General features: G+C 63.2%; 19 protein-coding genes and 2 pseudogenes. 4 read left to right on the top strand and 17 right to left on the bottom strand.

Features of this window, described 5'->3' with window-relative positions:
* Positions 1-11: 11 nt before the first annotated feature.
* From I2456_RS17420 to I2456_RS28600, 3 genes and pseudogenes are all read right to left on the bottom strand, one after another.
* Complete coding sequence (locus I2456_RS17420) at positions 12-1,319, bottom strand: IS256 family transposase (protein WP_085073775.1); 1,308 nt, start codon at positions 1,317-1,319, stop codon at positions 12-14.
* Between the two features lie 139 nt (positions 1,320-1,458).
* Positions 1,459-2,697, bottom strand: a complete 1,239-nt coding sequence (locus I2456_RS17415; protein ID WP_007172236.1) for an IS110 family RNA-guided transposase — start codon at positions 2,695-2,697, stop codon at positions 1,459-1,461.
* 453 nt (positions 2,698-3,150) lie between these two features.
* Positions 3,151-4,229 (bottom strand): annotated as a pseudogene (locus tag I2456_RS28600) (IS3 family transposase); the annotation flags it as partial.
* 166 nt (positions 4,230-4,395) lie between these two features.
* Here I2456_RS28600 and lpqS (I2456_RS17395) point away from each other — a divergent pair.
* Together lpqS (I2456_RS17395) and I2456_RS17390 are read left to right on the top strand one after the other, a co-directional pair.
* Positions 4,396-4,830, top strand: a complete 435-nt coding sequence (gene lpqS / locus I2456_RS17395) for a putative copper homeostasis (lipo)protein LpqS (protein ID WP_139822974.1) — start codon at positions 4,396-4,398, stop codon at positions 4,828-4,830.
* Between the two features lie 372 nt (positions 4,831-5,202).
* On the top strand, positions 5,203-6,504 hold the full coding sequence (locus tag I2456_RS17390) for a P-type ATPase actuator domain-containing protein (protein WP_308203649.1): 1,302 nt from the start codon (positions 5,203-5,205) through the stop codon (positions 6,502-6,504).
* A gap of 274 nt (positions 6,505-6,778) precedes the next feature.
* Here the strand turns inward: I2456_RS17390 and I2456_RS17385 are convergent, their stop codons facing one another.
* The 4 genes from I2456_RS17385 to I2456_RS17370 form a co-directional block, all read right to left on the bottom strand.
* Positions 6,779-7,240 carry a hypothetical protein gene (locus I2456_RS17385; protein ID WP_139822975.1) on the bottom strand — a complete coding sequence of 154 codons (462 nt, stop codon included), beginning with the start codon at positions 7,238-7,240 and terminating at the stop codon, positions 6,779-6,781.
* 260 nt (positions 7,241-7,500) lie between these two features.
* Entirely contained in the window at positions 7,501-8,838 is a 1,338-nt protein-coding gene (locus tag I2456_RS17380; RefSeq protein ID WP_085072634.1) for a PPE family protein, SVP subgroup, read from the bottom strand.
* A gap of 51 nt (positions 8,839-8,889) precedes the next feature.
* Entirely contained in the window at positions 8,890-10,254 is a 1,365-nt protein-coding gene (locus I2456_RS17375; protein WP_085072635.1) for a PPE family protein, SVP subgroup, read from the bottom strand.
* Between the two features lie 87 nt (positions 10,255-10,341).
* A complete protein-coding gene (locus I2456_RS17370) occupies positions 10,342-10,662 on the bottom strand; it encodes a hypothetical protein (RefSeq protein ID WP_131811294.1) in 321 nt (106 codons plus the stop codon).
* A 701-nt stretch (positions 10,663-11,363) separates the two neighbouring features.
* On the opposite strand from I2456_RS17370, the gene I2456_RS29295 reads away from it, so the two are divergent.
* Entirely contained in the window at positions 11,364-11,702 is a 339-nt protein-coding gene (locus I2456_RS29295) for a hypothetical protein (RefSeq protein ID WP_082952180.1), read from the top strand.
* The gene (locus I2456_RS17365; RefSeq protein ID WP_139822976.1) at positions 11,590-11,922 is read left to right on the top strand and encodes a hypothetical protein; all 333 of its coding nucleotides are present in this window, start codon (positions 11,590-11,592) and stop codon (positions 11,920-11,922) included. The genes I2456_RS29295 and I2456_RS17365 overlap by 113 nt, the downstream gene beginning before the upstream one ends.
* Here the strand turns inward: I2456_RS17365 and ctpC are convergent, their stop codons facing one another.
* The 10 genes and pseudogenes from ctpC to I2456_RS17320 form a co-directional block, all read right to left on the bottom strand.
* Entirely contained in the window at positions 11,923-14,157 is a 2,235-nt protein-coding gene (gene ctpC / locus I2456_RS17360; protein WP_241008006.1) for a manganese-exporting P-type ATPase CtpC, read from the bottom strand.
* Between the two features lie 20 nt (positions 14,158-14,177).
* Entirely contained in the window at positions 14,178-14,462 is a 285-nt protein-coding gene (locus tag I2456_RS17355) for a DUF1490 family protein (RefSeq protein ID WP_068029531.1), read from the bottom strand.
* A gap of 190 nt (positions 14,463-14,652) precedes the next feature.
* Entirely contained in the window at positions 14,653-15,303 is a 651-nt protein-coding gene (locus I2456_RS17350) for a cation efflux transmembrane domain-containing protein (protein ID WP_085072656.1), read from the bottom strand.
* A gap of 364 nt (positions 15,304-15,667) precedes the next feature.
* Positions 15,668-16,768 (bottom strand): PPE family protein, encoded by a 1,101-nt coding sequence (locus I2456_RS17345; RefSeq protein WP_085072637.1) that lies wholly within the window; start codon positions 16,766-16,768, stop codon positions 15,668-15,670.
* Between the two features lie 473 nt (positions 16,769-17,241).
* Entirely contained in the window at positions 17,242-17,592 is a 351-nt protein-coding gene (gene lpqS / locus I2456_RS29290) for a putative copper homeostasis (lipo)protein LpqS (RefSeq protein ID WP_455637421.1), read from the bottom strand.
* 156 nt (positions 17,593-17,748) lie between these two features.
* Positions 17,749-19,398 (bottom strand): NAD-dependent malic enzyme, encoded by a 1,650-nt coding sequence (locus I2456_RS17340; RefSeq protein WP_241007746.1) that lies wholly within the window; start codon positions 19,396-19,398, stop codon positions 17,749-17,751.
* A 79-nt stretch (positions 19,399-19,477) separates the two neighbouring features.
* Positions 19,478-22,291 (bottom strand): MMPL/RND family transporter, encoded by a 2,814-nt coding sequence (locus I2456_RS17335; RefSeq protein ID WP_085072639.1) that lies wholly within the window; start codon positions 22,289-22,291, stop codon positions 19,478-19,480.
* A pseudogene (locus I2456_RS17330) lies at positions 22,288-22,685 on the bottom strand (MmpS family transport accessory protein). Before I2456_RS17330 ends, I2456_RS17335 begins: the two are co-directional and overlap by 4 nt.
* 41 nt (positions 22,686-22,726) lie before the next feature.
* A complete protein-coding gene (locus tag I2456_RS17325; protein WP_068160923.1) occupies positions 22,727-23,170 on the bottom strand; it encodes a hypothetical protein in 444 nt (147 codons plus the stop codon).
* Positions 23,171-23,350: 180 nt separating this feature from the next.
* Positions 23,351-25,003, bottom strand: coding sequence for a (2,3-dihydroxybenzoyl)adenylate synthase (locus I2456_RS17320; protein WP_241007745.1), 1,653 nt, complete (start codon positions 25,001-25,003; stop codon positions 23,351-23,353).
* Positions 25,004-25,049 lie beyond the last annotated feature (46 nt).

Genomic DNA, 25,049 nt, shown 5'->3' with positions numbered 1-25,049 from the left:
ATGAGGTTGTTTCAGGCGACCTCCGTTTCTGTTGATTCCCTGGGCTCGGCGGGTGTGATGTCGATGGGGCGTTCAAGCAGTTTGCCTTTGTGGAAGACGGCGCCGGTCCGGACGAGGGCGACTAGGTGGGATGCGTTGACGGCGCGCCAGCGCGCCTGTGCGGCGTCGATCAGCTTGTAGGCCATAGCAATTCCGGCCGCTCGTGAGCCGGGGCCTTTGGTGACCTTCGTCCTCAAACGTACTGTGGCGAACGTGCTTTCGATTGGATTCGTCGTTCTCAGATGCACCCAATGCTCGGCCGGATATTTGTAGAACTCCAGCAGCAGGTCGGCGTCGTCGGTGATCTTGGCGACCGCCTTGGGGTACTTGGCGCCGTAGTCGAGCTCGAACGCCTTGATCGCCAGCTGCGCCTTGTCGATGTCTTCGGCGTCGTAGATGTCACGCAGCGCACCCAGCGCACCGGGGTGCGCCGACTTGGGTAGCGCGGCAAGCACATTAGCCCGCCTGTGGAACCAGCAGCGCTGTTCACGGGCGCTCGGGAACACCTCGCGCAGCGCCTTCCAGAAACCCAGGGCGCCGTCGCCGACGGCCAGCACCGGCGCGGTCATCCCGCGGCGCCTGCAGCCCCGCAGCAGATCGGCCCACGACTCGGTCGACTCCCGATACCCATCGGTGAGAGCGACCAGCTCTTTGCGGCCATCCGCCCGGACCCCGATCATCACCAGCAAGCACAGCTTCTCCTGCTCGAGGCGGACCTTGAGGTGGATGCCGTCGACCCATAGGTACACGAAGTCGGTGCCGGAGAGATCTCGCGCCTGGAAGGTCTTGGCCTCGTCTTGCCACTGCGCCGTCAGCCGGGTGATCGAGGCCGCCGACAATCCCGCCCCCGACCCGAGGAACTGCTCTAACGCCGCACCGAAGTCGCCGGTCGAGAGCCCGTGCAGACACAGCAACGGCAGTACCTCGGTCATCTGCGGCGACTTGCGCGCCCACGCCGGCAGGATCGCCGAGGAGAATCGTTGCCGTTCACCGGTATCGGCGTCGAAACGCTTGTCGTTGACCCGCGGCGCCCGAACAGCGACCGCGCCGGCTGCGGTGAGCACATCGCGCTCGTCGTGGTAGCCGTTGCGCACCACCAGACGGTGACCCGCCTCGTCGACCTCACCGACGTGAGCGTCGATGTAGGCGGCCACCTCGGCGGCCAACGCGGCCGCGAGCATCTGCCGGGCACCGTCACGAACAATGTCATCGAGCAACGACCCACCAACACTGCCGCTGTTGTCGTTGGATGATTCCTCACCGTGAACTACCGTGAGCACGGGCGTACCTTCCCGAACCAGCGCGCCAACGCCGGCTCTTGATCAGACCTAATAGGACTTTCAGATCATTCCCGGGAAGGTGCGCCCGCTTACGTCACCTCGCCGAGGACCATCCACAGACCTCCGATCTTGTTAACAGTCAAGCGGCGGCTCGTGTGGGGTGCGTCGGGGGTGGTCGGTATGCCTTGATTGGGTCGTAGGTTTGGCTGGTTTGCAGGCAGTGGTAGAGCTGGCCGAGCATGCGGTTGTAGAGGTGGCGCAGGGCTGCGGGGTGGCGGTCGCCGTGGTCGCGGCGTGTCAGGTAGTGAGCGCGGGTGGGTCCTTCGCAGCCGGCCGCGATGAACGCCCAGACGAATCCGACGGCGGCAAGTCGGTTGTTCTTCACGTGCCGGTGAGTGATGCGGATGCTGCGCCCAGAGGCTTTGGTGACGGGCGCCGACCCGGCGAACGCCTTCAATGCTCGGGCGTCGGCGAATCGTGTTCGGTCGTCGCCGATTTCGGCGAGCAGGCGGGCACCGGTAAGGTCGCCGACCCCCACAAATGAGGTGATGATCCTGTGGTCGGCGTGCTGGGCAAAGGTGGCGGCGGTGGCCTCGCCCAGCCGGTCGACGTTGGCGCACTCAGCGTCGAGGGTGGCCAGCAATGCGACTGCTTGGATACCGAAGGCGTCTTCGACCGGGGCGGGGTGTCGCAGCTGCGGCAGCCGCAGCTGCTGGTGGATTGTCGCCGCGAGCGTGGTCAGGCCGCGTTGGCGTCCGGCGCGGCGCAGGGCGGCGGTGATCTGCGGCTTTGACAGCCGCGCCGCCTTGGCCGGGGTGGCAGCGATGGCGAGCACCGCACGAGCTTCGGGTGCGGTGATTCCGCCGGGACGGTCGGCGAAGGCGTGCAGGAAACCCGGGAAATATTCCCGCAGCAGCGACCGCAGTTCGTTGCCGGCCCGGTTACGCCGCCAGGTGGCGTCCTGGTGGGCACGGGCCAGCACGGTGATCGATTGCGCCAGTTCGGTGTCGGCGGGTAACCGACGATGCTGGTCGATGTCGGTACGCAGGATGTTGGCCAGCGTGACCGCATCGCCGTGGTCAGACTTCTTGCCCGACATCGACGTCCGTTCCCGATAGCGGGCCACCGACATCGGGTTGATCGGGTAGATCGGTCGACCGCTGGCCCGCAACACGGCGACCAGCAACCCGCGCGGGGTCTCGATCGCGACCGGGATCGGATCCTCAGGGTCGTCGTCGGCATCGGCCAGCATGGCGGTCAGTTCGGCGAATCCGGCGACCGACTCGGGGATGCGCCGTCTGGCGACCAGCCGACCGTCGGCATCCACCAGCGCGACGTCATGATGATCCTGGGCCCAGTCGATCCCACACGTGACCATGGACAAATTTACCTCCTTGGTTGTCGAAATGTGTTGGGTGCGTGACCCTTTGTGAGAACGCGCGGCGCCCTAATAGCAAGGCTCTGATGGCCTGACCTCCGATTGAGCCGTTCGCGACCCCAGCAACCCGCACGACCCCCAGTCTTTGTCAGAGCTCAACGGCTCCCCGTCGATGAGGTGTCGATCGTGCAGGCGGGCTCGAACCACGTTCCCCACCCCAACCCCTTCCGAGGAGCAGCCGGTCACGACACGCCGACCTCGCCGTTCTCCCGGCAGGTCTAGCCGACCCCGGTATCGGTCAGGCGTTCCGTCGACACTCGCTGGCCGACCGCTCACTCGGAAGGTCGCAGAGCAGCCGGCGTTCCCGCCTGTGGAAGGGGGTCTAGCCCCGAGTTCTGATCAGGAATCGTCCAGTGCCCTACAAAGCTATTAGGTTCTGATCATTGCTCCGGCTTCGGTCTTGTAGAGGCCTATGGTCGTCTCGGCCAGAGCGTTGTCGAAGGCATCCCCGACTGTGCCGATCGAGGCAATGAGCCCAGACAGGGCCAGCGTTTCCCCGAACCGCACGGAGGTGTATTGTGACCCGGCATCACTGTGGTGAATAGTGCCGCCCCACAACGGATTCCCTTCATAGAGACGGAGTTGCGCGGCATGACGGATCGCTTGTCGGACGAACCGGTCTTCCTTGCTGGTTGAGCAGGTCCAGCCCACGATCCGCCTGGCGTAGGCGTCAATAGCGAACGCGGTGTAAACGAACACCCCACTAGTCAGGCGGACTTAGGTGAAGTCGGCGACCAGCAGCGCGGTGGGGGCGGGCACCCGGAACTGGCGCTTGACCAGATCAGCTGCCCGCGCCGCAGCCGGATCAACCACGGTAGTGCGGACCTTCTTGCGGCGGGTGACACCCCGCCAACGCTGGGCCCGCATCAACCGCTCCACGGTGCAACGTGCCACGGCGATGCCCTGATGCTGCAGGTGAGCCCACATCTTTGTAGCGCCGTAGAGCGATTCGGGCTTGCGGCGTCCGTGCTCGTCGGGCTCGTAGTAGCCGGCCAGCACCTCGGTGATGACGGGGTCCCACAGGGCCGGCGCCGAACGGGGGGGGCGGGCCAGCCAGGCATAGAAGGTTCTCGGGGCGATCGTGACGCCGTGCTCAGACAGCACGCGGCAGATCGGAGCGACCCCGAACCGAGCCCGATGCTCGGCGACGAACGCACAGGTCAGTGGTGTCGCGGGTCGCTCTCCCGCACGAAGAGACTTGTTGCCGCCTTGAGGATATCGATGGTTTCCTCGAGCTCACGGTTCTTGCGCTTGAGTTCACGCAATTCACGTGCGGCATCGGAGGACAACCCGTCGCGCACTCCGGTGTCGACCTCGGCCTGGTTGAACCACCGGCGCAGCGACTCGTAGGACACCCCTAACCCCTTGGCCGCCGCGGTAATGCAGGCCGTACGGGTGTCGTACTCCTCGGCATGGTCGGTAACCAACCGCACCGCCCGGGCCTTGAACTCGTCGTCGTACTTCTTCGGCATGATGCGAACAACCTTCCCTCGAAACAAGGTGTGCATCAAACCCGGCGAGTAGGTAATGCGCCGGCGAGTTTGCAGGTTAGCTTGCGCTGAATGGGTGGTGAAGAGTTGAATAGCTACATCGTCTGCGCCTGAGAATTGTGCCTCATGGTGCTAGCGTCGGAGTGTCATGAAAAGTCCTGTCGTCGGCGAGAGTTCACAGGTTCGCTGCCTGGTAACCTTCCTGACTGCTGCGTGGATGGCGCTTGGGCTAGTTGTCATCGGCGCACACGACGGCATGCACAGTAATTTGCTTATTTCGGAACTGGGTGCTTCCAATTCACCGCACGCGCTGATGATTCCGCCGAGGGTTGAGTCTGTTCTCGACTTAGATCACCCGGATTTTGATGACGGGTCCTCAGCAGATCATCACGAGCCCATGATGGCCATAGTGTTGCCGCGGTCGACCGCGGTGCTGGTGGCTGGCGGTATGACAACGACTTTGGTTGCGCTGGCAGGTTCGTTGGCCAGTGGTGCGATGCTGGGAGGGCGGGGTCCTCACGGGTCGGCTGCTGTGTGTGCCGGTCAAGATGTTTTGATGCGGTTTTGCTTGTCGCGTCGCTGAGTGGTCAGCGTCAGGTTGTCGGGTGTTGTGCCGGCGGCCGGTGATCACCGACCAATCTTCTAATTGCCGCGGTTGCGGCGCTGCATTGAATCGCGGATCAATTGATCGCATTTTGTCTATTGGTCACCGACTCCCCATCTAACACACCGGCGACAAATCTGCGCTGGCGACAGGAAGCTTCACCGTCGGCGGCGGCCCATATTACTTTTAGAGAGGTTAATGATGCTTACCAGTAATAAACCCCCTGACTCGGGGGTCAATGTCACCGTTGTATCGACTGCAGCGGGCCGAATGCGTTTGCGCTTCGACGGTTGTCGATTCGACTCGGTATGGGCCCTCAGAATCGAGGATACGGTCGGCAAGTTGACCGGTGTGCGGGCCGTACAGGGCTATACGCGCACGGCATCAATCGTCATCTGGTATTCGCCGGCGCGCTGCAACGCCGCGGCTATCCTGTCATCAATCACTGACAGCGAGCAGATCGCTGCGTCGGTGACCGCGCGTGCCCTGGACTCGGGGGATACCAGCAAGCCGGGCGTAGCGCAGCACATCATCGACTGGGCAGCGCGAACGCTGTCGGGTTCCCGCGATGATGCGCAGCGGGCTCTTCCGGTGTCGGGCAGCGACGTCAGTTACTACGACGACGACGACGAGCAGGAGCGTGAGCCGGAGGGTTTTTGGCAGGTCGCAAAAGTGCGACGCGCCACATGGTCTGGGTCGCTGCTGACCGCTTCGGTGGTTGCCGCGTGGATCCCTCCGTTGAGGCCAGTCGCACTGGCAATGAAGGTTCTTGCGCTGGCGGTGGGAGCTTCGACGTTCGTGCCCTCCTCAGTCAAGCGAATGAGCCAGGGTCGAATGGGCGTCGGCGATCTGATGACCACCGCCGCACTCGGCGCCGTCGGACTCGGTCAGATCGGCGATGCCGCGAAAATGGCATTTTTGTTCTCGATGACCGAGGGCTTGGGAGAATACTCCGCTACGCGCACCCACCGCAGTCTGCGCGCACTGCTCTCGTTGGCGCCCCGTCACGCCACAATATTGCGGGAGGGCATCGAGACCGTAGTCGCCGCGACCGACCTGCGCGTCGGTGATCAGATGATCGTCAAAGCCGGGCAACGCCTAGCCACCGATGGCATCATTCGGGCTGGGCGCACCGTCCTAGATCGTTCAGCAATCACTGGCGAATCAGCGCCGGTAGTAGCCGGACCCGGGGACCAAGTGTTTGCGGGTTCGACCAACGGCCACGGAGTGCTGCAGGTAGAGGTCACCGCGACGGCAGCGAACAACTCGCTGGCGCGCATTGCGCACATCATGGAAGCCCAACAGACGCTCGAAGATGCCAACCAAGAGCTCGCCGACCGCACCGCGCGACCGCTGGTGCCGGGCCTTTTGATCGCTGCGGTACTGGTCGCCGTCACCGGCGGCCTCTTCGGTTCCCCGGCGGTCTGGATCCAACGCGCACTAATCGTGTTGGCCACAGGCTCGCCGTACGCGCTAGAAGTCATAGGCATCATTAACGGGTTCGCTTCGGACAACATCAAAACGTTGGCGGCGCACCGGCCCATGGTCGTCGACGCCGCCAGCACCAACGGCGCCAGGCGTGAGGAGGTACCGGTGGCGCTGGGCGCGCCGGGTAGTAACAGCGAACACGCCCTGCCCGTGGCCGTCGCGTAACCCCATGCATCGGCGGTCACGGCCAGGAGAAAGCCGTCTCGGGAGCGATCTGAGCGCTCACCTCGACGGAATTGCCGTCCCGACAGAAGCGATATGCACGCGGTCTGCATGAGTTGTGAAGACGCGTACGGCGATGGCTGTAGCCGCCCGTTGATCTAATGCTGCGGTTGGTTGCGATCCTGCGCCCAGTCGACGGGTTGTGGCGACGTTTTGGCACAGCCATGGCGGATGGCGTCGACCGGTTCAAGACCACAACACCAGTTGACCCGGATTCTTAACTGGGTCGACTGAGACTCCACTGCACGTACGTTCTACCCGGCTGACAGTCAGGAATAATGGTTATAACGCGGCGTGCGTGCATATTGGTGTTGCGGAATTGGATGATGTCGCTGATGGTCCGAGTGATTAAGGCTGCGTCGTTGCGCTGGGAGGGGAAGCATGGCGGGGGAGCACTGTCGGTGAGTTCTGCTAAGGGCCTTTGTGTAGGCGTTTCACCGGGGTAATACGTTGCCGCATAAGGACGCCATTGGTCGTTGGGCAGAAGAAAGTGGAGGTTGCTTTGTAGTGCACTCGTATCTGCGTTGATATCAGTAGCTGATTCGGGAATCTTGATTTTCAAATCGCTCACCAAGGCCGAGTTCTGATCGGTCCCGCCCGGTCCGCATGCGGCGCTGCTTAAGGCGGACAGCACGGTCGCAGCAGTGATCAGCGCGAGGGGCCGCTGGTCGTTGGTCATGACCAGCTGCTTGTGGAGATGCTGAACGTGCACTGTCGAAGACGCATTGTTTAACTGATCTGATTCGATGTCAACATTGAAAGTACCCGGCACCAATCATGCAAAGGTCGCGGGCGGGGTCCGACCGCCTGAGCAGATCAAACCTTCCCTCAGCCCTGCCGATGGACAAGCCATACAAGCTACCCGCTAGGAAGCGCCGATTCAAAAAAGGGAATCGCACCGTACATCGCCGAACGGTGCGGCACCGCCACGGGTGCTCATCAGCTTTCGAGAAGGTGCTTCTTGTGCTCGTTGTACTCCGCCTCGGTGAGCAATCCTTCCGCGCGTTGCCGAGCGATCTCACGGATCGCGGCCGCGACGCCGGTCATGACCGTTCGGGGCGCGGGCGACGCTTCAACGCAGTCGTTGGTCGGTGCGCCTTCCATGTGTCCGGATAGGCGTGCGTGGTTCAGGGGTATGGCGCTCTCACGGGCGCCAGGGGATGGCAGTCCGGACATTGCCTGCCCGACCATGGCCGCCTCCAACTCCAACGGCGCCGCCGCCTCAGTGGGAGCGGCGGCAAGCGGCGTGGTAAACGAGACCCCACGCATCTCGGGTGCGGCGACGGTCCAGCTCCACGGCACCGACAATCTACCCACAGTGTTTGCCTCACCCAAGACCGCTGTCATCGTCGGCGTAGGAGACGCGCCGACGGGGATGTGTGGAAGCGTCGCCCGAAACGGCTCTACAGCTGCTGGTCCGGTACCTGGCCAGGCTTCTTCACCATCGAGGCCGCTTATGGTGTCATCGTCGACGACACCCGAAAGAGTGTTGAAAAGTGAGGGTGGAAACTCTGCAAATCCCGACAGCGCATCTGCCGGTGTGAGAACGAGCAAAGTAGCTAGGTCGGCTGGCGCATTGATAAGAACCGCGATCAAGCTGGCCAGCGGGCTGAGTTGTTCGCCTTGGGTCGGTGCCGCCAGCGCAGACAGTGCCTGCGGCACAACCGATATGGAACTCTGCACATTGCCGGGGACGCCGCTGGCGATCCGGCTGATTGCGGCAGCTTGGCTGGCCGTCCCGCGCGGGTCGGTGTTTGGCTGCGGGAAGCTAAACGGCGTCAGCACGACCGCGGCTGCCGACGAACCAGCGTAGTTGTACATCGCTAGAGCGTCTTGCTCCCACATCTCGGCGTAGAGTGCCTCGGTGGCTGCGATCGCCGGTGTGTTTTGACCCAGAAAGTTAGTTGCCACGAGCACCGCGAGTAGGGTGCGGTTGGCGGCGACCTCTGGCGGGGGCACCGTCGATGCGAATGCCACCTCGTAAGCGGCGGCGGCCGTACGGGCTTGAGCGGCGGTTTGCTCGGCTTGTGCGGCGGTGGTGCTCAGCCATCGGACATAGCGGTCGGCGGCGGCACTCATGGCGGCGGATGACTGACCTGTCCAAGCCGCTTCGGCAAGTTCGGACACCACCGACTGATATCCGCTGACCGCCGTATACAGCACGTCGGCCAAAGTGTCCCAGGCCTGCGCAGCGGCCAGCATCGACCCCGGTCCTGGACCGGTATACATGCGAACGGAGTTGATTTCCGGCGGATATATACCGAAATCTGTGGCCATGCTTACCTTTTCCAGATGACCCGACGGGTGCGTTAGACGGCGGTGAGCGTTTCAGCGGCCAAGCAGACGGTTCTTCTGCTCGGTGTATTCGGCGTCAGTCAACAGCCCTTCGTCGCGGAGCTTGGCGAACTCGCGGAGCTCAGCCGCCACGCCGGTTACCACCGCGCGGGGTATTTCTTGTGGCTTTATGTCGCTTCCACCGGTGGTCGGCTCAGCAACCTTGCCCGCGCTCGTTCCGGCGCGCGCCGCCCCACGTGCGCCTTGCACCGCTCTTCTCGCGCCGGTGCCCACGGTATCGGCCATGACCCGCCCGGCCGCCCCTGCCAGTGCCATCTCACTGAGCGTGCTGCTGGAGTCGGTTGCTGCCGGGACGACGGCAGCGGCACCGACAGCGGTTCCCGGCAGCGTGTAGGCAATGGGGCGCACCGCCGGGGTGGCAACGGCCCAGGTAGGCGGCACGGACAAAGCGCCCACGACGCCGGCCTCACCCACACTGGCCTCGACGGTCCGCGGCGGTACCGTGCCCGCCGGCAAGTTAAGCAGCGGCGCCGGGAACGGCTTCACCGGCGCCGGCTCATTGCTCGGAAACGGCTCCTCGCCGTTCCAGCCGCTAATGATTTCGTCGGTATGGATGCCAGTCCCGGTGCCAATGATGGTCACCGGGAATCCAACCACCCCGAGCACATTGGCAGGTACGGCGATGAGAAGGGAATAGACCGCTGGCACAGCTAAGAATATGGTGAGCAGATCGGCCAGTGTGCTGAGCGAATCCACGTCGGCGGCAGCCGCGCTTTGCAGCCCCGTGGGTACCGCGGAGAACGCTTGTTGAACCATGCTGTCCGCGAAGCCGGTGGCCCCGCCGGCCGCGTCGTAGCCGACCGGGCCGCCCGGTTTAGTGGTTTGCGGGGGGGCGCTGAAAGGTGTCAGCACCGTCGATGAAGCTGACGAGGCTGCGTAGTCATACATTGCCGCGAGGTCCTGAACCCACATCTCCCCGTACTGTGCTTCAGTCGCTGCGATCGCTTGGGCATTTATTCCGAGCACATTGGTCGCGACCAATGACGCCAGCTGACTGCGATTAGCGGCCACCACCGACGGCGGAACCGTCTCCGAAAACGCGGTCTGGTATGCAGCGGCCGCGGACTTCGCCTGAGCGCAAGTTTCTTCTGCCTGAGTGGCGGTGGCTCGCAACCACGCCGCAAACGACGCAGCGGAAGCACTCATCGACGCGGACGCCAGCCCCAACCAGGGACCCGAAGTCAATTCCAACACCACTGCTTGATACGAATTGGCTGCTAAGTGCAGTTCGTTGGCAAGCGCGTCCCACGCTTCGGCCGCGGCCAACAATGGTACTGACCCGGCGCCGGTATACATACGAGTGGAGTTGACCTCCGGCGGATAGCTCACGAAATCCATGTCCGGCTACTCCTTCTCATCCACGCGGCTGTGGGCCCGCTGACGCTCAAACCGATGCACCCGCCGATAATGGCGCCGGACACGGGCTCAAGCCACAGCATGCAAACAGGATCCAGATTTAGGGCTGTCCGCCGCTGATGGGCGTTCGACGCCGTGGGCGCGCGTCACCAAGAGTCTGATCACGCAGCTCAACTGAATGCACTGCGCACGGTCTTTCACAAGAGAAGTGTTGAGCACGCTAGCAACCAGGGCGACGCACACGACTGGGATGAACGGCACTGGGGGATATTCACAAACAACCGGTAAAGCCGGCACGACGAGAGACACCAGCAGCAGTCCAGCAATCACCGACAGCAACGTTTCGCCTTCACAAACTCCATAGCATGGCGTCTCGCTGTTGCCGGTCATACATGTCACGAAACCTCGCTCTGTTCCTGATCGCGCCGCTCCGATCAGCCCCGCCACTGCCGTAAAGATCTACGATGAACGCCCTTTGCGACGTGACCCCACCACCACTTTCGCCGCACCGATGAGCAATGCTTCAGCTAACCCCCGGCGCTCAGCGTCAGGCAAGCCCGCGTTATGTGCATCGCTATGACCGCCGCTCACCAAGCCCATTCTGGGCAGACTAAGCTGGACGCCCATGTCGCTAAGATATGCGCTTATTGCTATGGATGCAAGTGCGAGGCACCGACCTCAAGGGCGAAGTGTATTGGAAGGCATCAAGCTAACCGTTGCCGCGACAACACGCTGGGTCTGCTGCACTCGAGGAACTTCTTAGTCGACTTATCGGAATGGTGGTCTGGACGGATGTGGGTGTCCCTAGGCCCTATCCCCTTGAGTTCCGCGACGACGTCGCCCGTGTTGTCGGAACCGCGGTGGCGATATGACAATTTAGTCGATCGCGGTCATGTCGGTGTTCACGGTCCAAGGCGTTCACCGCCGCCGCTGGCGCCCGGCCCGACCCGCTGCGGCGACGTGGCCCGACCTGGTCAACCGCGGATCCCGGGCCGATCGCCTAGACCAGTTGTGGTTAAAGACATCAACGAGCGCCGCACCGACGAGGCTGGGTCTACGCCGCCGTCGTCCTAGATGTTTACTCCCGCCAGGTGGTGGGCTGGTTGATCGCCGATCACCTGCGCACCGAACTGGTCGCCGACACCCTGGATATGGCTAGGATGCGGCGTAAACCGTTGGCAAGTGGTTCATTCCGACCGTGTAACTCGATATGCCTCTTGGCTTTCGGTCACCGGCTACGCGAGGCCGGGCTGCTGGGCTCAGTGGCCTCGGCGTTCGACAACGCGATGATCAAATCGTTCTCCGACTCCATGCAGATTGAGCTCCTCGACCGCACGCCGTACCGGGAACACCCGCGCCGAGCTCGCGACAGCGATCTTCGAATGCATCGAAGCCTTCTACAACCCCGTTACGCCGGCACAACGCCCTGACTCCGCCCGCGCCAACCGCTTTGCTCATAAAAAGGTTCTGGCTCTCCTTCGCCGTTGCGCACTGAACAGGATGACCGCTTCGCGCATCTGCTTTCTCAGCAACGCTGCACGCGCCTTCTGCACAGCCGCCGCGACCGACGCTGTAGCCGCCGATGGCTCTGAAATCGATGCCTTCGCGCATTGCGGCCGAGACAACACGTGGCGATTCGGCAACAGATGACTAATCACTCACTGGTTGTAGAGACACCGAGTCCTCACTGCGATCCGCGTCTGCAAGCTCAATCGGCGCTTGCCCATTAACGGTCGCCCCCTGCCCATTAGCGAGGCGGTATCGAATCAGACGGGAGCTGTTGGTGACCACGGCCACGGATGACGCGTTGTGCAGTATCGCCGCAAGCACTGGCGAAAGGGCGCCCCCGGCACCCATGAGCAGGCCAGCGGAATTCACGGCTATGGACATGCCGTAGTTCTGTCGGATCACCTTGACAGCGCGGGCACCTAAATCGGGTACGTCGAGCAGGCGCTGCAAGTTGTCGTTGGCCAGGGCGATGTCGGCGGTCTCGACTGCGACGTCGGTGCCTGCTAGACCCATGGCTATTCCGATGTCCGCAGTTGCCAGCGCCGGGGCATCATTGACTCCATCGCCGACCATTCCCACCACGTGACCCTCGTCCTGAAGTTGGCGCACCACTTGAAGTTTGTCTTCGGGCAACACCTCGGCGCGCCACTCGTCGATACCCACCTCGCGAGCGACGACCTCAGCGGTCTCCGGATGATCGCCGGTGAGCATAACGATGCGGCGGATCCCTTTGTCTCGCAACCTATTCAGGACTTCGGGTGCTTCGGGCCGAACCTCGTCGCGCAGGCTGATCAAGCCTACTAGCGTGCCATCCACGGCCAGCAGAAGTGGTGTCTCGGCTTGGCTCCGCAGTTTGGTCACCCACTCTGACGCCTTCTTCGAGACCCGTACTTTCTCAGCACGTAGCAGCGACGGGCTGCCCAGCAGGAGAACACGGCCATCGGCCCAGGTTCGCATGCCCAAACCCACCAGAACCTCACACTGCTCATGGGGTGGAATGCTGATGTGGCGTTCGGTGGTCGAGCGGATCACGGCTTCTGCCAGCGGATGACGAGAGTGGATTTCTGAACTCGCCGCGTAAGCGAGAACCTCTTCGGGTTGCCAGTCCTTATGCAGTGCAACGACATTCGTGACGACGGGCCGCCCCACGGTAAGTGTGCCGGTTTTGTCGAACACGATGGCGCTAATTCGGCCGGCTTGTTCGAGGTGGGATCCGCCTTTGATCAGGATGCCGCGGCGCGCCCCATTTCCGATTGCGGCACTGATCGCGGTGGGCGTGGACAATCCCACCGCACACGGGCACGCAATCAACAGCATGGTCATCGCGCGCCGAACGTCACCGGTGAGCACCAACGTGGCTGCGGACACGATGAACGAGAGGGGCACAAACCGGCGCGAGAAGTTCTCACCGACCGTTTGAATTGGCGCACGATCGTGCTGGGCCTCTTCAACGCGAGTGATAATGCGTCCGATAGTGGTGTCGTTGCCCACAGCGCTGGCGCGGACTACCAACCGACCGCGCACCACCACCGAGCCAGCGTGCACGCCGGAACCGACGACTATGCTGACCGGCAGAGTTTCACCTGTGATCGCGGACTGATCGACCACGGCGTCCCCGTCGACCACCTCACCGTCGACAGGTATCGCGACCTGATCGTGAACCACAACCTCGTCGCCGATCCGCAGGGTATCCATCGGCACCTGTACTTCGCTGCCGTCGGCAAGCCGAATCCACGCCGTGTCGGCGGTCCCGCGAAGCAGGTCGGTGATGGCGCGCCGGGTGCGCCGCAGCGTCAGGTCTTGGAGGTACTCACCGATGTTGAGCAACCACAAGACGGTGAGCGCCACCACGTTCTCCCGCAACACCATGCTCGCGACCGTGGCGACCGTCACCAACGTGTCGGTGCCGGCGCGCCCGGAACGAAGCGAACGTAGGGCGCCACGGAAGAAGGGATAACCCATGAAGACAGTCGCGCCGGTGGCAATTAGCTGACCGTTGGGACCGAGTAATGGCGGACGCCGGAAACCGTAGCGGCGCACACCAAGTAGGACGAGCGCGGCCCCGCCAATCACTAGGCGCAACACCTCGGCGTTACGAATGTCAGCCGAGCGGGGTGTGCGAGTGGGAATGAGCTCAGCCGCCACCTCTCGGGCTGCCGAAATGGCCGCGAGGATTGCAGCGCGATCGCAGCGTTTCGGCGAATACCACACGACTACCGACCCGGTGTGCGGGTAGGCGTGCACCGCCCGAATCCCGGTCTGCTTGTCCACGGCGTCTTCGACCGCCACCGCGCGGCGTGAATCCGAACGGACCCACGGCACGTGCACCCGCATGCGTCCCGCCGCGTCGGAAATGACCTCCACGGCGGGCTCCATGGCAACACTCATGTCGGCTATCAGTGGTCGTGGTCGTGGATCTCGGTAACGGCCGCCGGTGGTGGTACCTCTTCTCCGATGCGTTCACGGGCCTCGGCGACCACATCGGCGATCTTCAGCCGAGCCGACTCCGCTGCCACCTCGGCGCGACGGGTTCCCCTTAGCCCCAGCTCGGCCGCCGCGACGGTGGCCCGATGCACCGGGGCCTTGCCTACGGCCTTGCGCACCACCTCATAGGCGCTCACGCCTACCAGCCCGGTGAACACCGTCGATGCCGCTTTACCCAATAGTGCCTGCGGGAGCATCAAAATCCTCCTGTTTGTTCCGTCTGAATCAACACAATTTCACCGTACCGACTTTCCACATTAACATATAGATATTGCGATACAGCCATGGATGACTGGCTGCCTCTGACGCCAAGCTCGCGTTGCGAGTCCCCCCCGGGGGGTTCCCGGCCGCGTCGTGTTATGGACGACACCGGTCACGCCGTGTGTTTCAGCATGCGCAACCCTGGCCGCGCCAGGATCGGACGCCCTGCCATACCCCGAGTCCGGAAATGCCGAGACCAATCGCCGGGTCCAACCACCACCCGCCAGACCAGTGGGCGGTGACTGCCAGGCCCAGCAGAACGGCGGCGGCCTGCGCGGCGCACAAGTAATTCTGGATGCCTTTGCCAACAGTCGCCGCCGAACCCAGTCGCGCGCCGAGTTTGCGTTGACCCCACCCAAGGATAGGCATCTGCAGCAGCGCGGCAGCGGTGACCACGATGCCGATCAATGCGGTGTCGGGCGCGTGGTCGCTGAGCAAGTGATGGATGGATTCGGCGGCGATGTATGGGGCGCTGAGCCAAAATGACACCGCCACACCGCGTTGTGCTCGTAGATCGGCGGTGTCCGACAGCGTGCGCGAGCCGCTGAACCGCCATATCAGGATCAGGCTCGAGAAGGCCTCGGGCGCGCTTCCCAGCGCCCAGGCGGTCAGTGCGATGGAACCAGCGGTGACGCCTTGCCAGAAACCGACCGCGCCCTCGGCGAGCACACAGGCCAGGCTGATCCATGCCAGCCGCCGTGCCCAACGCGCCGCTCGCCGCCACTCAGCGCCTTTCGCCGGCCTGAGTTCGGTGTCATCGCAGCAGGTGTCGTCCACGGCCGCACTCCGATCGCTGGCGGTCACAAGGCACCCTCCGTACCGACGACGGCCACATCACACGCCAGGCAGCGCACAGCGGCGTACATCATCAGCGCCGTACTGCGTTGTGGACGATGGATCCTCGAACAAAGAGCGCTCACTTGTGGGGGCCCGATCACCGGGTGGCGTGCTCGTTGAACCGTCGGCGTTGGTTGTCCACTGCTCATTGTCATCTCTAGCGGCGGTTGACGACTGCTGCGTGAACCAACGTCGTGACCAAAGCCGGGACAAAACCCGTTGAGACAGCTGTGTTTTGCTCTCTTATGGCGGCGATAGCTGGGCCTCGCGGCGCACGGCGCGGATCCTCGGTCGTTATTCATGTTCATGCCTTCTTCCCGATTGGTGTCGCAGATTGGGTGGCGGTTGTATAGGTGGGCGTCGATGGCGCCGATTGAGTGGGTCCCTTATGGGCCTTCGCCAGCCAGGCTTGCGGCACCGACACGTTCGCAACCGTGGCCGCTGGGCCGAGCCCGGGGTCTAACGCCGCTTGGACGCGCCAGTCGGCAGGTCCGCCGAAGCGCCTGGTCCGGGCGGTACGGCTGCCTGTGAACCACGCCCGCACTGATACTGGCCGTCCCGCTGCCAGACCATTTTCGCTACCGGCATCCAGACCGTTTCGGCCTGTCGCGGTTATTCGCGGTAGCAGCGCCGATACTGACGACATGGACGGATCGGATCCGAATTGATCCCAAGAATTTTGAGATACAAAGGAACCCAATGCCCAATCGGGTGACGATGCTGTGGGCGATGCGAGCCGCTGCAAGGTGGTCGGCACCGCAGGCAAACACTTGAGAGTTGACGCACTCAGCTTCGTCATGGTGGTGGGCGTGGATGCGTTGGCGAGTTCGACCGGGGGCATAGTGAAAGGTTCCAACCGAGTCGCGGTCGCTGAGCTGCTCGCATAGCGATACATGGCGGCGGCGTTCTGTGCCCACATTTCGCCGTAGTTCGCCTCGATCGCGGCTATTGCCGGCGTGTATTGGGCGAGGTGGTTGCCGCCAACCAGCAACTCAAAGACGTTGCGATTGGCCGTTATTACCGGGGGCGGCAGCGTCATCGCGATGGCCGCCTCGTAGGCGGCTGCGGCCGACCTAGCCTGGGCAGCCGCGCGCTGGGCGAGCGCAGCAGTCATCGTTAACCACTCCGTGTAGGGCTTGGCCGCGTCGAGCATCGTCGTCGCCGCGGTTCCCTGCCATGGATCGCCAGTCACATCTGCGATCACTGACCTGAATGAGGCCGCCACGGAAAAGAGGCCATCGACAAGTCCATCCCAGGCGGTGGCCGCGGCTAACATCGGCGCTGAGCCGGGGCCTGAATGTATCCTCGCGGAGTTGATCTCCGGCGGTAGCGCCCCAAAGTCGATCACTTTTTCCCCGATCGTTGTCGTGGGTGGGGCACGCGTGGGCAGCCCGATCTCGGACACCCGGTGGCTGCATGACCGATTAACTGTGTAAGCCGAGCGCTCAAGGTGTGCGCGATGTGCCTACCGAACTGCACCGCAGTCATCACCGATGTCGCTTCATGAGCGACGGAACCACCCCGACGGTCGCCGGGGCAATCTCAGTCCTAGCTGAACTCACGGGCATGCCAATATGACATCCCGGCAAATGCAGCAGGCAACAGCCTGCGGCGCGCTGATGTATAGAGACATGAATCCTCCAAGCAGCTGGGGATTGTGTGGCAGAAGCGGACCCACCGCCTCTGATCCGGCGGTCCGTCGGCGCGTCGAAAGAGTTGATCTCGTACAGGATTGGTGAGCGTCAGGTATTCGATGGCAATGCGCTATCGGTCGAAGCGTGCTTTTGCTCAATAGCGAGCCGCCCCTAAGACGCGCGGCCGCCCCCAACTTCACCGATCACCGGGTATTGCAGCGCCAAATCATCTAACGCTGATCGATCAGCGACGCGCGATACACATACGGGTTAAAAGATCTTGACCCGCGATGACACAGGCCAGCGCACGCGGCGGGCCCCGCACGTACCACTGCCTTCGCTCAGCAAGGAACCCAGCAAGCCCAGCGAGTGCACCCAGCAGCCCACACGAAAACAGAACTGGCACCAACCGAGGCAGAACCGCTGTCGCGAGGACTTTCGAGCACGCCGATAGTGAGCCTCCACCTACGTGCGCGCAATCACCGTTAACAGCGAACTCACCACTCGACGACGTGAGAACGGTGTGGGCGGCTTCAGGCGCAGGAAGCGCGAGCCGCTCTAACTCGCCAACCCCACCAACGAGCAGCCAGAACACCGCTGCGATGGCGATCGTTGACCGCAGCCGTGACTGTCTACTTACATGGCAGAGCACAATATTTCAAACTTAGCATCCCGACGCGCACAAACATCACTACAACATCAGATGTTGTAGTCCCTGGTTTCAGGCCCGCATTAACATCCAAGTCGCGGGTCAGGAACCCGGATATTCCGGTATCCAACGCACATTAGTAATGCGTTGCGCCAGTTCCTCGCTGCTGCGGTTGGGTGCGACGCCGTCGGCGACGGCTTGAACCGCGATCGCGTGGGCGATCCGCACGGCGATGTCCGGAACCTCAGACCACCCCGGTAACAGCGACTGATCGGGGTCCTGCAGCGCCGGCGACGCGTCACCCAGGGTGGCTGCGGCAACCCGCATCATCTCGTCGGTGACTCGCGATGCCTGAGCGGCGGTCACGGCAAGCCCCATCGCGGGGAAGATGTAGACGTTATTGCATTGCGCGACGGGACGTTCCACGCCGTTGCGCCGCACCGGGGCAAACGGTGAACCGGTGGCGACCAACGCCCGCCCGTCAGTCCAAGCGTCCAACTCGGCCGGGTGCGCCTCGGCGCGACTGGTCGGATTGGACAGCGGAAAGATGATCGGCCGCTCGACCTTGCCGGCCATCTCCCGCACGATGTCCTCGGTGAACGCCCCCGACGCGGTGGACAGGCCGAGCAGCACGCCCACGTCGAGGTGGTGCACGACATCGGCCAACTGGGCCGGCGCCGACAGCCCCCAGTTCGCCACCCGGGCGGCGGGTTGGGCGAACTCGCGTTGCGCTTCGGACAGGTCGGTGCGGTCGTCGGTCAGCAGGCCCACCACGTCGACCACCCAAATGCGTTCGCGCGCAGCATCATCAGACAAGCCCTCATTGATCATCTCGCGGCGGATCATGTCCAGCACGCCGATGCCGGCCGAGCCGGCGCCCAGCATCACCACTTGCTGCTGCGACAACGGGCGGCCGGCCACCTTGGCGGCCCCATGTAGCGCACCGACGGTGACCGCCGCGGTGCCCTGAATGTCGTCGTTGAAGGTCAGCAGCTTGTCGCGGTAGCGCGCGAGGATGGGCAGCGCATGCGCGGTGGCGAAGTCCTCCCACTGCAGCAGGACGTCGGGTTGTTGCTCGTGCACAGCGGTGACGAACTCGTCGATGAAGGCGTGATAGTCGTCGTCATCGATCCGTCGGTGGCGCCACCCGAGGTACAGCGGGTCGTCGAGTAGTTCGACGTTGTCGGTGCCCACGTCGAGAATAATCGGCAGGGTGCGGGCCGGATCGATGCCGCCGATGAGGGTGTACAGCGAAAGCTTGCCGATCGGGATGCCCATGCCGCCGATGCCTTGGTCACCCAGGCCGAGGATGCGTTGGCCGTCGGTAACCACGATCACGTCGACCTCCCGCTGGGGGCGGTTGGACAGAACCTCGCTGAGGCGGTCGCGGTCCGGATAAGACACGAACAACCCCCGTGGCCGCCGATAGATCTCGCTGAACCGCTGGCATGCCTCGCCAACCGTGGGGGTGTAGACGATCGGCAGCGTCTCGGTGATGTGCTCGCGCAGCACCCGGTAGAACAACGTCTCGTTGCGATCCTGCAGCGCGCGCAGGTAAATGTGCCGGTCCAGGTCGTCGCGGCGGGTGGAGAATTCGTGCCAACAGTGGTCGACCTGTTCGGCGAGCGTTTTCACCCGGGTGGGCAGCAAGCCGAGCAGGCCGAACTCGCGGCGCTCGGCCTCGGTGAAGGCGGTGCCTTTGGTCGTCAAAGCGTTGTAGAGCTTGGCCGTTCCGCGTTCTTCGACCGACATTGTCGACATCCCCTTCGTTGGCTGACGCCTTGACCTTTCGACCGTCACCGGCGGCGACGAGCTTAGCCGCCGGCCACCGTCAGCGCTGGGGGAGCGGCCGCCGCCGCACCAAGGTCGGCCACCAGAACCAAGGCCCCATGATGCTGAGTATCGAGGGCACCACGAACGAGCGCACGATCAGCGTATCCAGCAGCAAGCCGATACACACCGTGGAACCGACCTGGCCGATGGTGCGCAGATCGCTGGTCAGCATCGCGAGCATGGTGAAGGCAAACACCAAACCGGCGGACGTCACTACGCCACCCGTGCTGCCCAGCGCGCGGATCAGACCGGTGTGCAGCCCGGCGTGGATCTCGTCCTTCACTCTGGCGATCAGCAGCAGGTTGTAGTCCGAGCCCACCGCCACCAGGATGATGAAGGTCAGTGGCAGAACCAGCCAGTGCAAGTGCAGGCCCAATAAGTGCTGCCAGATCAGTACGGACAGCCCGAATGCCCCGGCGTAGGAGAAGGCCACCGTGCCGGGAATGACCAAGGCGGCGACCAGACTCCGCGTAATGAACATCATGATGAGGAAGATCAGCACGAAGGCGGCGATTGCGGCGATGAGCAGATCCGACGCGGCGTACTGCTTGATGTCCTTGTTATTCGAGCCGGAGCCGCCGATATAGACGCGCGCGCCGGCCAATGACGTCTCTTTCAGAGCGGTGGTGATTGCCGCGGGGAACCTTTCGACATGTTGCACCCCTTCGGGACCCATGGCATCACCTTCGTGCGTGACGATGAACCGGGCGGCTTTGCCGTCGGGCGACATCATCAGTTGCAGACCGGTTTTCACATCGTCGTTGTCGAAACCCTCTCTGGGGATGTAAAAGAAGTCATCGCTGCGGGATCGGTCGAAGTCGAGCCCGACATTGATCTGGTCGTCGAAGGTCTGTTGGGTTTGGGTCGATTGCAGATCTGCCGAACCATACGTATTGATCAGCATCGCCCGCAGGGCTTCGGTGTCGTCGGCCGTGGCTTTCAGTTGCGTGATGATCTGCGGCACAATCCTGTCCATGGCCTCGAGCGACGCTTTGGCGTCGTTGATATCCTCGGCCAACTTGTCGACGTTGTCGAGTGCGTCGAACAATGATCTGAACGTCCAGCAGATGGGGATGTCGAAACAGTGCTTCTCCCAGTAGAAGTAGCTCTTGATCGGCCGGAAGAAGTCATCCACGTTGGAGATCTCGGAGTTCATCTCATCGGTGACCCGTTGCAGATCCTCAACAGTGAGGACAGTCTTGTGCAACTCGTCCGACAAGTTCTGGAAGAAGCCGATCTCCTTACGCAGCACCGAGACGGAGTGCGCTTGGATTTCTGCCTGCTGATCGGTGTTGAAGTTCTGCTCGCGGTTGAAGGGAAGCTGTTGTCCACTTCCACTGCCCTGGGTGGTGAACAGATAGGGCAGGGTGGCGTGTTCTAGCGGCCGGCCCAGGGGTCTGGTCATGTTCTGTACCATCGCCACGCCTTGAAGGCGTATGAGCGCCTTGGCCACTCGATCCAGCGAGATGAAATCCGCGGAGTTCCGCATGTCGTGATCGGTTTCGACCATCAGCATCTCGGAGAACAATTTGCTTTTCGGGAAGTGTCGGTCTGCGGCGGCAAAGCCCTGATTGGCGGGGGCATCAGCCGGCTGGTACTGACGATCGTCGTAGTTCTGCTGATAGGTCGGAACGAATATCGCCCCGATCATGACCACCGCCGCACTGGCCGCCAGGATCGGTACCGGCCAGCGGGCGACGCTTGCTCCGATCCGCCGATACAGATGTGCCTTTACCTTCTGCCTGGGGTCGAACATCCCGAAGAGGCTGCCCACCGTGAGAAGGGCGGGTCCTAGAGTCATCGCTGCCGCAATGGTGAACAGCATGGTGATGGCGACGGCCGGCCCCATGGTGTGGAAGTAGTTGAGGCGGGCGAATGTCAAGCAGTAACACGCGCCTGCGATCGTCAGCCCCGAGCCGATGATGACTGGCGAGACGCTTCGGTATGCGATGTAGAACGAATCTTCCCGTGTTTCGCCGGCCAGCCGTGCCTCGTGATAGCGGCCCATCAAGAAAATGCCGTAATCCGTCCCGGCTCCGAGGGTCAGGGCGATGACGATGTTCACCGCGAACGACGACAGTTCGATGTATCCGAGATGCCCGAGGGTGGACACCACTCCCTTGGCGACCAGCATCTCGATGAGCACGCCGGCCAACGGGACTAGCAAGGTGCTGATCGAGCGATATACCAACAGCAGCATCGCGATGATCAAGAAAATCGTCACGATGGTGACGTTGTTCAAACTCGCATTGGCGATGCTCAGTGTGTCCGACGCGAGCGGAGCGGCACCGCTGACGTAGACCTTCAGGCCGGGGGGCGGCGTGTCCTTCGCGACGATTTCCCGGACGGCGTCAACGGACTGGTTGGCTTGGATTTGACCGATATCGCCGGCGAGACGCAACAGCACATACGTCGCCTTCCCGTCGACGCTCTGCGCCCCCGCCGCGGTGAACGGCTTTCCCCACAGGTCCATGACGTACTGCACGTGCTTGGTGTCGCGCTTCAAGCGGCGCATCAAGTCGTCGTAATACCGGTGGTCCGCCTCGCCCAACGGTCGGTTGGCTTCGAACACCACCATGGTCAAGCTGGTCGAGGTCGACTCGTGGAACTTCTCGCCGATAGCCAGCATCGAGCGCTGGGAGGGGGCGTAGTGCGGGACCATCGGGCCGGCGAGTTCTTCTGCGACGTCCTCTACCTTGGGCTCGAAGGTGTTCGTGGTAACGGCGAGCAGGGCCCAGAAGATGATGATCGGTATCGCCAGGACGCGCACCGCGTGGGCGAGGAAGGGCCGACCGGCCCGGTGCGCGCTCATGCGGATTTCACTCTGCAGGTGACGTCCGCGTCCTGGTGGCTCGCGGACTGTTCATCACGGACTATGCCGTTCACCAGCATTCGGCACCCGATCTGGCTGCCGCGCACATGTACCGAGATACTGCCCGAAACCACAGTGAGCGTAGTGGTTTCGGTGTGGGACCAAGGTAGGGCGGGATATCCACCCGGTGGGGGTGCCCGTCGATGTCGACATAATCGAGCATCCCGCCTGCACCGGCGTTGCCGAACACCTCGTACGTCATTTGCTTGGGATTGAACTGCTCAGGTGCCTGCGGGCCGTTGACGGCGATGACCGGCTCCGGTTCGGATAGCTGGTGCACCTTCCACATGCACACCAGACCCGCGCCTACTGCGACGATAGCTACCAGTGGCATCCAGGCTCGCTCCAAGACCGTCCTCGCGGCTAGACGAGGGCTCACACTGTCACCTCTGCTTTACGCAACGTCTGCAGACGCCTCTTCAACTTCGCGCTGCTGAGCAGGCGAAGGGCGAGATTGGTGGAGGTGAACATGGGGATCACGCCGAGGAATGTCCGCTCCGACGGCGTCGCCCCGTGTAAGTGTTCAAGGCTGCCGAATACGAAAAAGCACCCCAGCATGAACAGCGCACCGGGGATGCAGTAGGCCAGCACGGAGCTACGGTCATCGATGATCTGCTTGGCAAGCAGATACTCATCTTCTGACAAAGGTTGGCGCTTACGGACTTTGGCGATGACAGTTTTTGCGCTGCCTATTTCCTCACTCAGCGGAGCCGGTGCTCGTTGGCGCATCCGATTGACCAAAACGGACGCGCATGCGGCAAACACCAAGGCCAGCACGAGGGAGGCGACTGTCAGGCAACCATACAGGCCCAACTCCATCTATCGACTCCTTCCGCTGCCTGTTCGAACTTAGGGAACACTACCGTCTGCTATTTGTTCCACTAGAAGCTACAGCAATCGGCCGGTTCTCACCATCTGGGAGGGGTGATTGCGTTGCTGGCTAGCCGGCAGGGCCCCGTTCGGACTGCCCTTCGATCGCGCGGGTTCGTCGCGCCGTTGTTACGCCAGCGGACCGGTCGAGGCCGCCCCGACCTGCCGCGCGATCGCCTTCTTGTCGATCTTGCCCACCGGGGTAGTGGGTAGCGACGGCATGGCGACCAAGACATCCAGGCGCGCGTGGGTCGCTACCCCGCGCTCGTCGAGGTAGCGGTTCAGATCCGCAAGAGTCAGTTGAGCGCCACCGAATACGACAGCGGCGCAGACCTTTTCACCCAAATCTGGATCCGGCACCGGCACCGCCGCGGCCGCAAAGACCGCCGGGTGGCTCACGAGGTGTTCTTCGAGGTCTTGCGCAGAGATCGTTTCGCCGCACCGACTGATCACGTCTTTGACCCGGCCCGTCACCACCAGGTAGCCGTCCTCCCGGCGGCGTACCAAATCGCCACTGCGGTAGAAGCCGTCGGGAGTAAAGCAGCGTACGTTGTCCCGCTCGGCGCGGAAGTAGCCGTTGAACGTGTTCGGTCCGCGCACCAGCAATTCACCTTCTTCCCCCGGCGCCACCGGCGCACCGGCACCGTCGACGATCCGCAGTTCATCGGCGTCGGCTAGGGGGCGTCCCTGGGTGTTCTCGATGACCTCAGCTGGGTCGTCGAGGCGGGTGAAGTTGAGCAAGCCCTCGGCCATCCCGAAAACCTGCTGCAGGCCGGGGGTCAGCGCCGAGCGGACCAGGCGAGCGTCCTGAGGTTCCAGCTTGGAGCCGCCAACTTGCAGGAGCCGCAACGTTGTTGGCGTCACCGGTTCCCAATCGCAGGCTTGCGCCCAGAGTTTGGCCAGTGCCGGCACCAACGCGGTGACGGTGACGCCGTGCCGCGCGATGGTGGCAAACGCGGCCTCGGGGCTGGGGTCGGTGCCGAAGACCGTTGTTGCGCCGACGGTCATGGCGCCCAGAATGCCGGGGCAGGCCAGCGGGAAGTTGTGCGCCGCGGGAAGCACCACCAGATAAACGTCGTCGTTGGACATGCCGCACAGCCGGGCACTGGCCGCGGCGTTGTAGACGTAGTCGTCGTGGGTGCGCGGGATGAGCTTGGGTGTCCCGGTGGTGCCGCCGGAGACCAACAACAGCGCCGGCGAGGCGGTGTCGGTGACCAGCCGGGGCGCGTCACCGACGGGCAGCGCTGACCAGGATAGGAACCGGCCCGGCTCGCCGTCGACGATGACGCGTTGCAGCTGCGGGTGTGCTGCGGTCAGTTGCTCGGCCATCGGGCGGTAGTCGAATCCGCCTGCCGTGGCGGCCACCACCATCGCCACTGCGTCGCTGACCTGCGCGAAGTGACTGAGTTCGGCGAACCGGTGTCCGGGCAGGCACATCACCGGTATGGCGCCGGCACGCAGCAGCCCGAACAATGCGACGGCGAATCGGCAGGAGTTCGGTAGCTGCAACAGCACCCTGTCGCCCGCGGTGATCCCAAGCAGGGCGAAACCCCCGGCGGCTCGATCGGCAAGCTCGTCCAGTTCGGCGTAGGTATGGCTGCCCTGCCCGTCGACGACGGCGACACGGTGTGGCCAGCTGACCGCGGCCTGGCGTAGCACCGAATCGACCGTCCGGCCGGTCCAGTACCCGGCCGCGACATAGGCAGCGGCCCGGTCCGGCGGAAACGGAACGAACCCGGACAACGATGACGGCTGCGGTTGCTGAGGAGAAGTCACAGGCACTTGGTAGCTCCCTGGGGGCGAGCGTGTCCTGCCCCGCGGACATAGG

The organism is Mycobacterium kubicae, assembly GCF_015689175.1.
Taxonomy (GTDB): domain Bacteria; phylum Actinomycetota; class Actinomycetes; order Mycobacteriales; family Mycobacteriaceae; genus Mycobacterium; species Mycobacterium kubicae.
This window is presented reverse-complemented; position numbering and strand designations above follow the sequence as displayed.

Excerpts from the sequence above, each read along its gene's own strand:
- I2456_RS17415 (WP_007172236.1), bottom strand. The coding sequence starts at position 2,697 with ATGGTCACGTGTGGGATCGACTGGGCCCAGGATCATCATGACGTCGCG.
- lpqS (WP_139822974.1), top strand. The coding sequence starts at position 4,396 with ATGAAAAGTCCTGTCGTCGGCGAGAGTTCACAGGTTCGCTGCCTGGTA.
- I2456_RS17385 (WP_139822975.1), bottom strand. The coding sequence starts at position 7,240 with ATGACCAACGACCAGCGGCCCCTCGCGCTGATCACTGCTGCGACCGTG.
- I2456_RS17380 (WP_085072634.1), bottom strand. The coding sequence starts at position 8,838 with ATGGCCACAGATTTCGGTATATATCCGCCGGAAATCAACTCCGTTCGC.
- I2456_RS17375 (WP_085072635.1), bottom strand. The coding sequence starts at position 10,254 with ATGGATTTCGTGAGCTATCCGCCGGAGGTCAACTCCACTCGTATGTAT.
- I2456_RS17370 (WP_131811294.1), bottom strand. The coding sequence starts at position 10,662 with ATGACCGGCAACAGCGAGACGCCATGCTATGGAGTTTGTGAAGGCGAA.
- ctpC (WP_241008006.1), bottom strand. The coding sequence starts at position 14,157 with ATGGAGCCCGCCGTGGAGGTCATTTCCGACGCGGCGGGACGCATGCGG.
- I2456_RS17355 (WP_068029531.1), bottom strand. The coding sequence starts at position 14,462 with ATGCTCCCGCAGGCACTATTGGGTAAAGCGGCATCGACGGTGTTCACC.
- I2456_RS17340 (WP_241007746.1), bottom strand. The coding sequence starts at position 19,398 with ATGTCGGTCGAAGAACGCGGAACGGCCAAGCTCTACAACGCTTTGACG.
- I2456_RS17335 (WP_085072639.1), bottom strand. The coding sequence starts at position 22,291 with ATGAGCGCGCACCGGGCCGGTCGGCCCTTCCTCGCCCACGCGGTGCGC.
- I2456_RS17325 (WP_068160923.1), bottom strand. The coding sequence starts at position 23,170 with ATGGAGTTGGGCCTGTATGGTTGCCTGACAGTCGCCTCCCTCGTGCTG.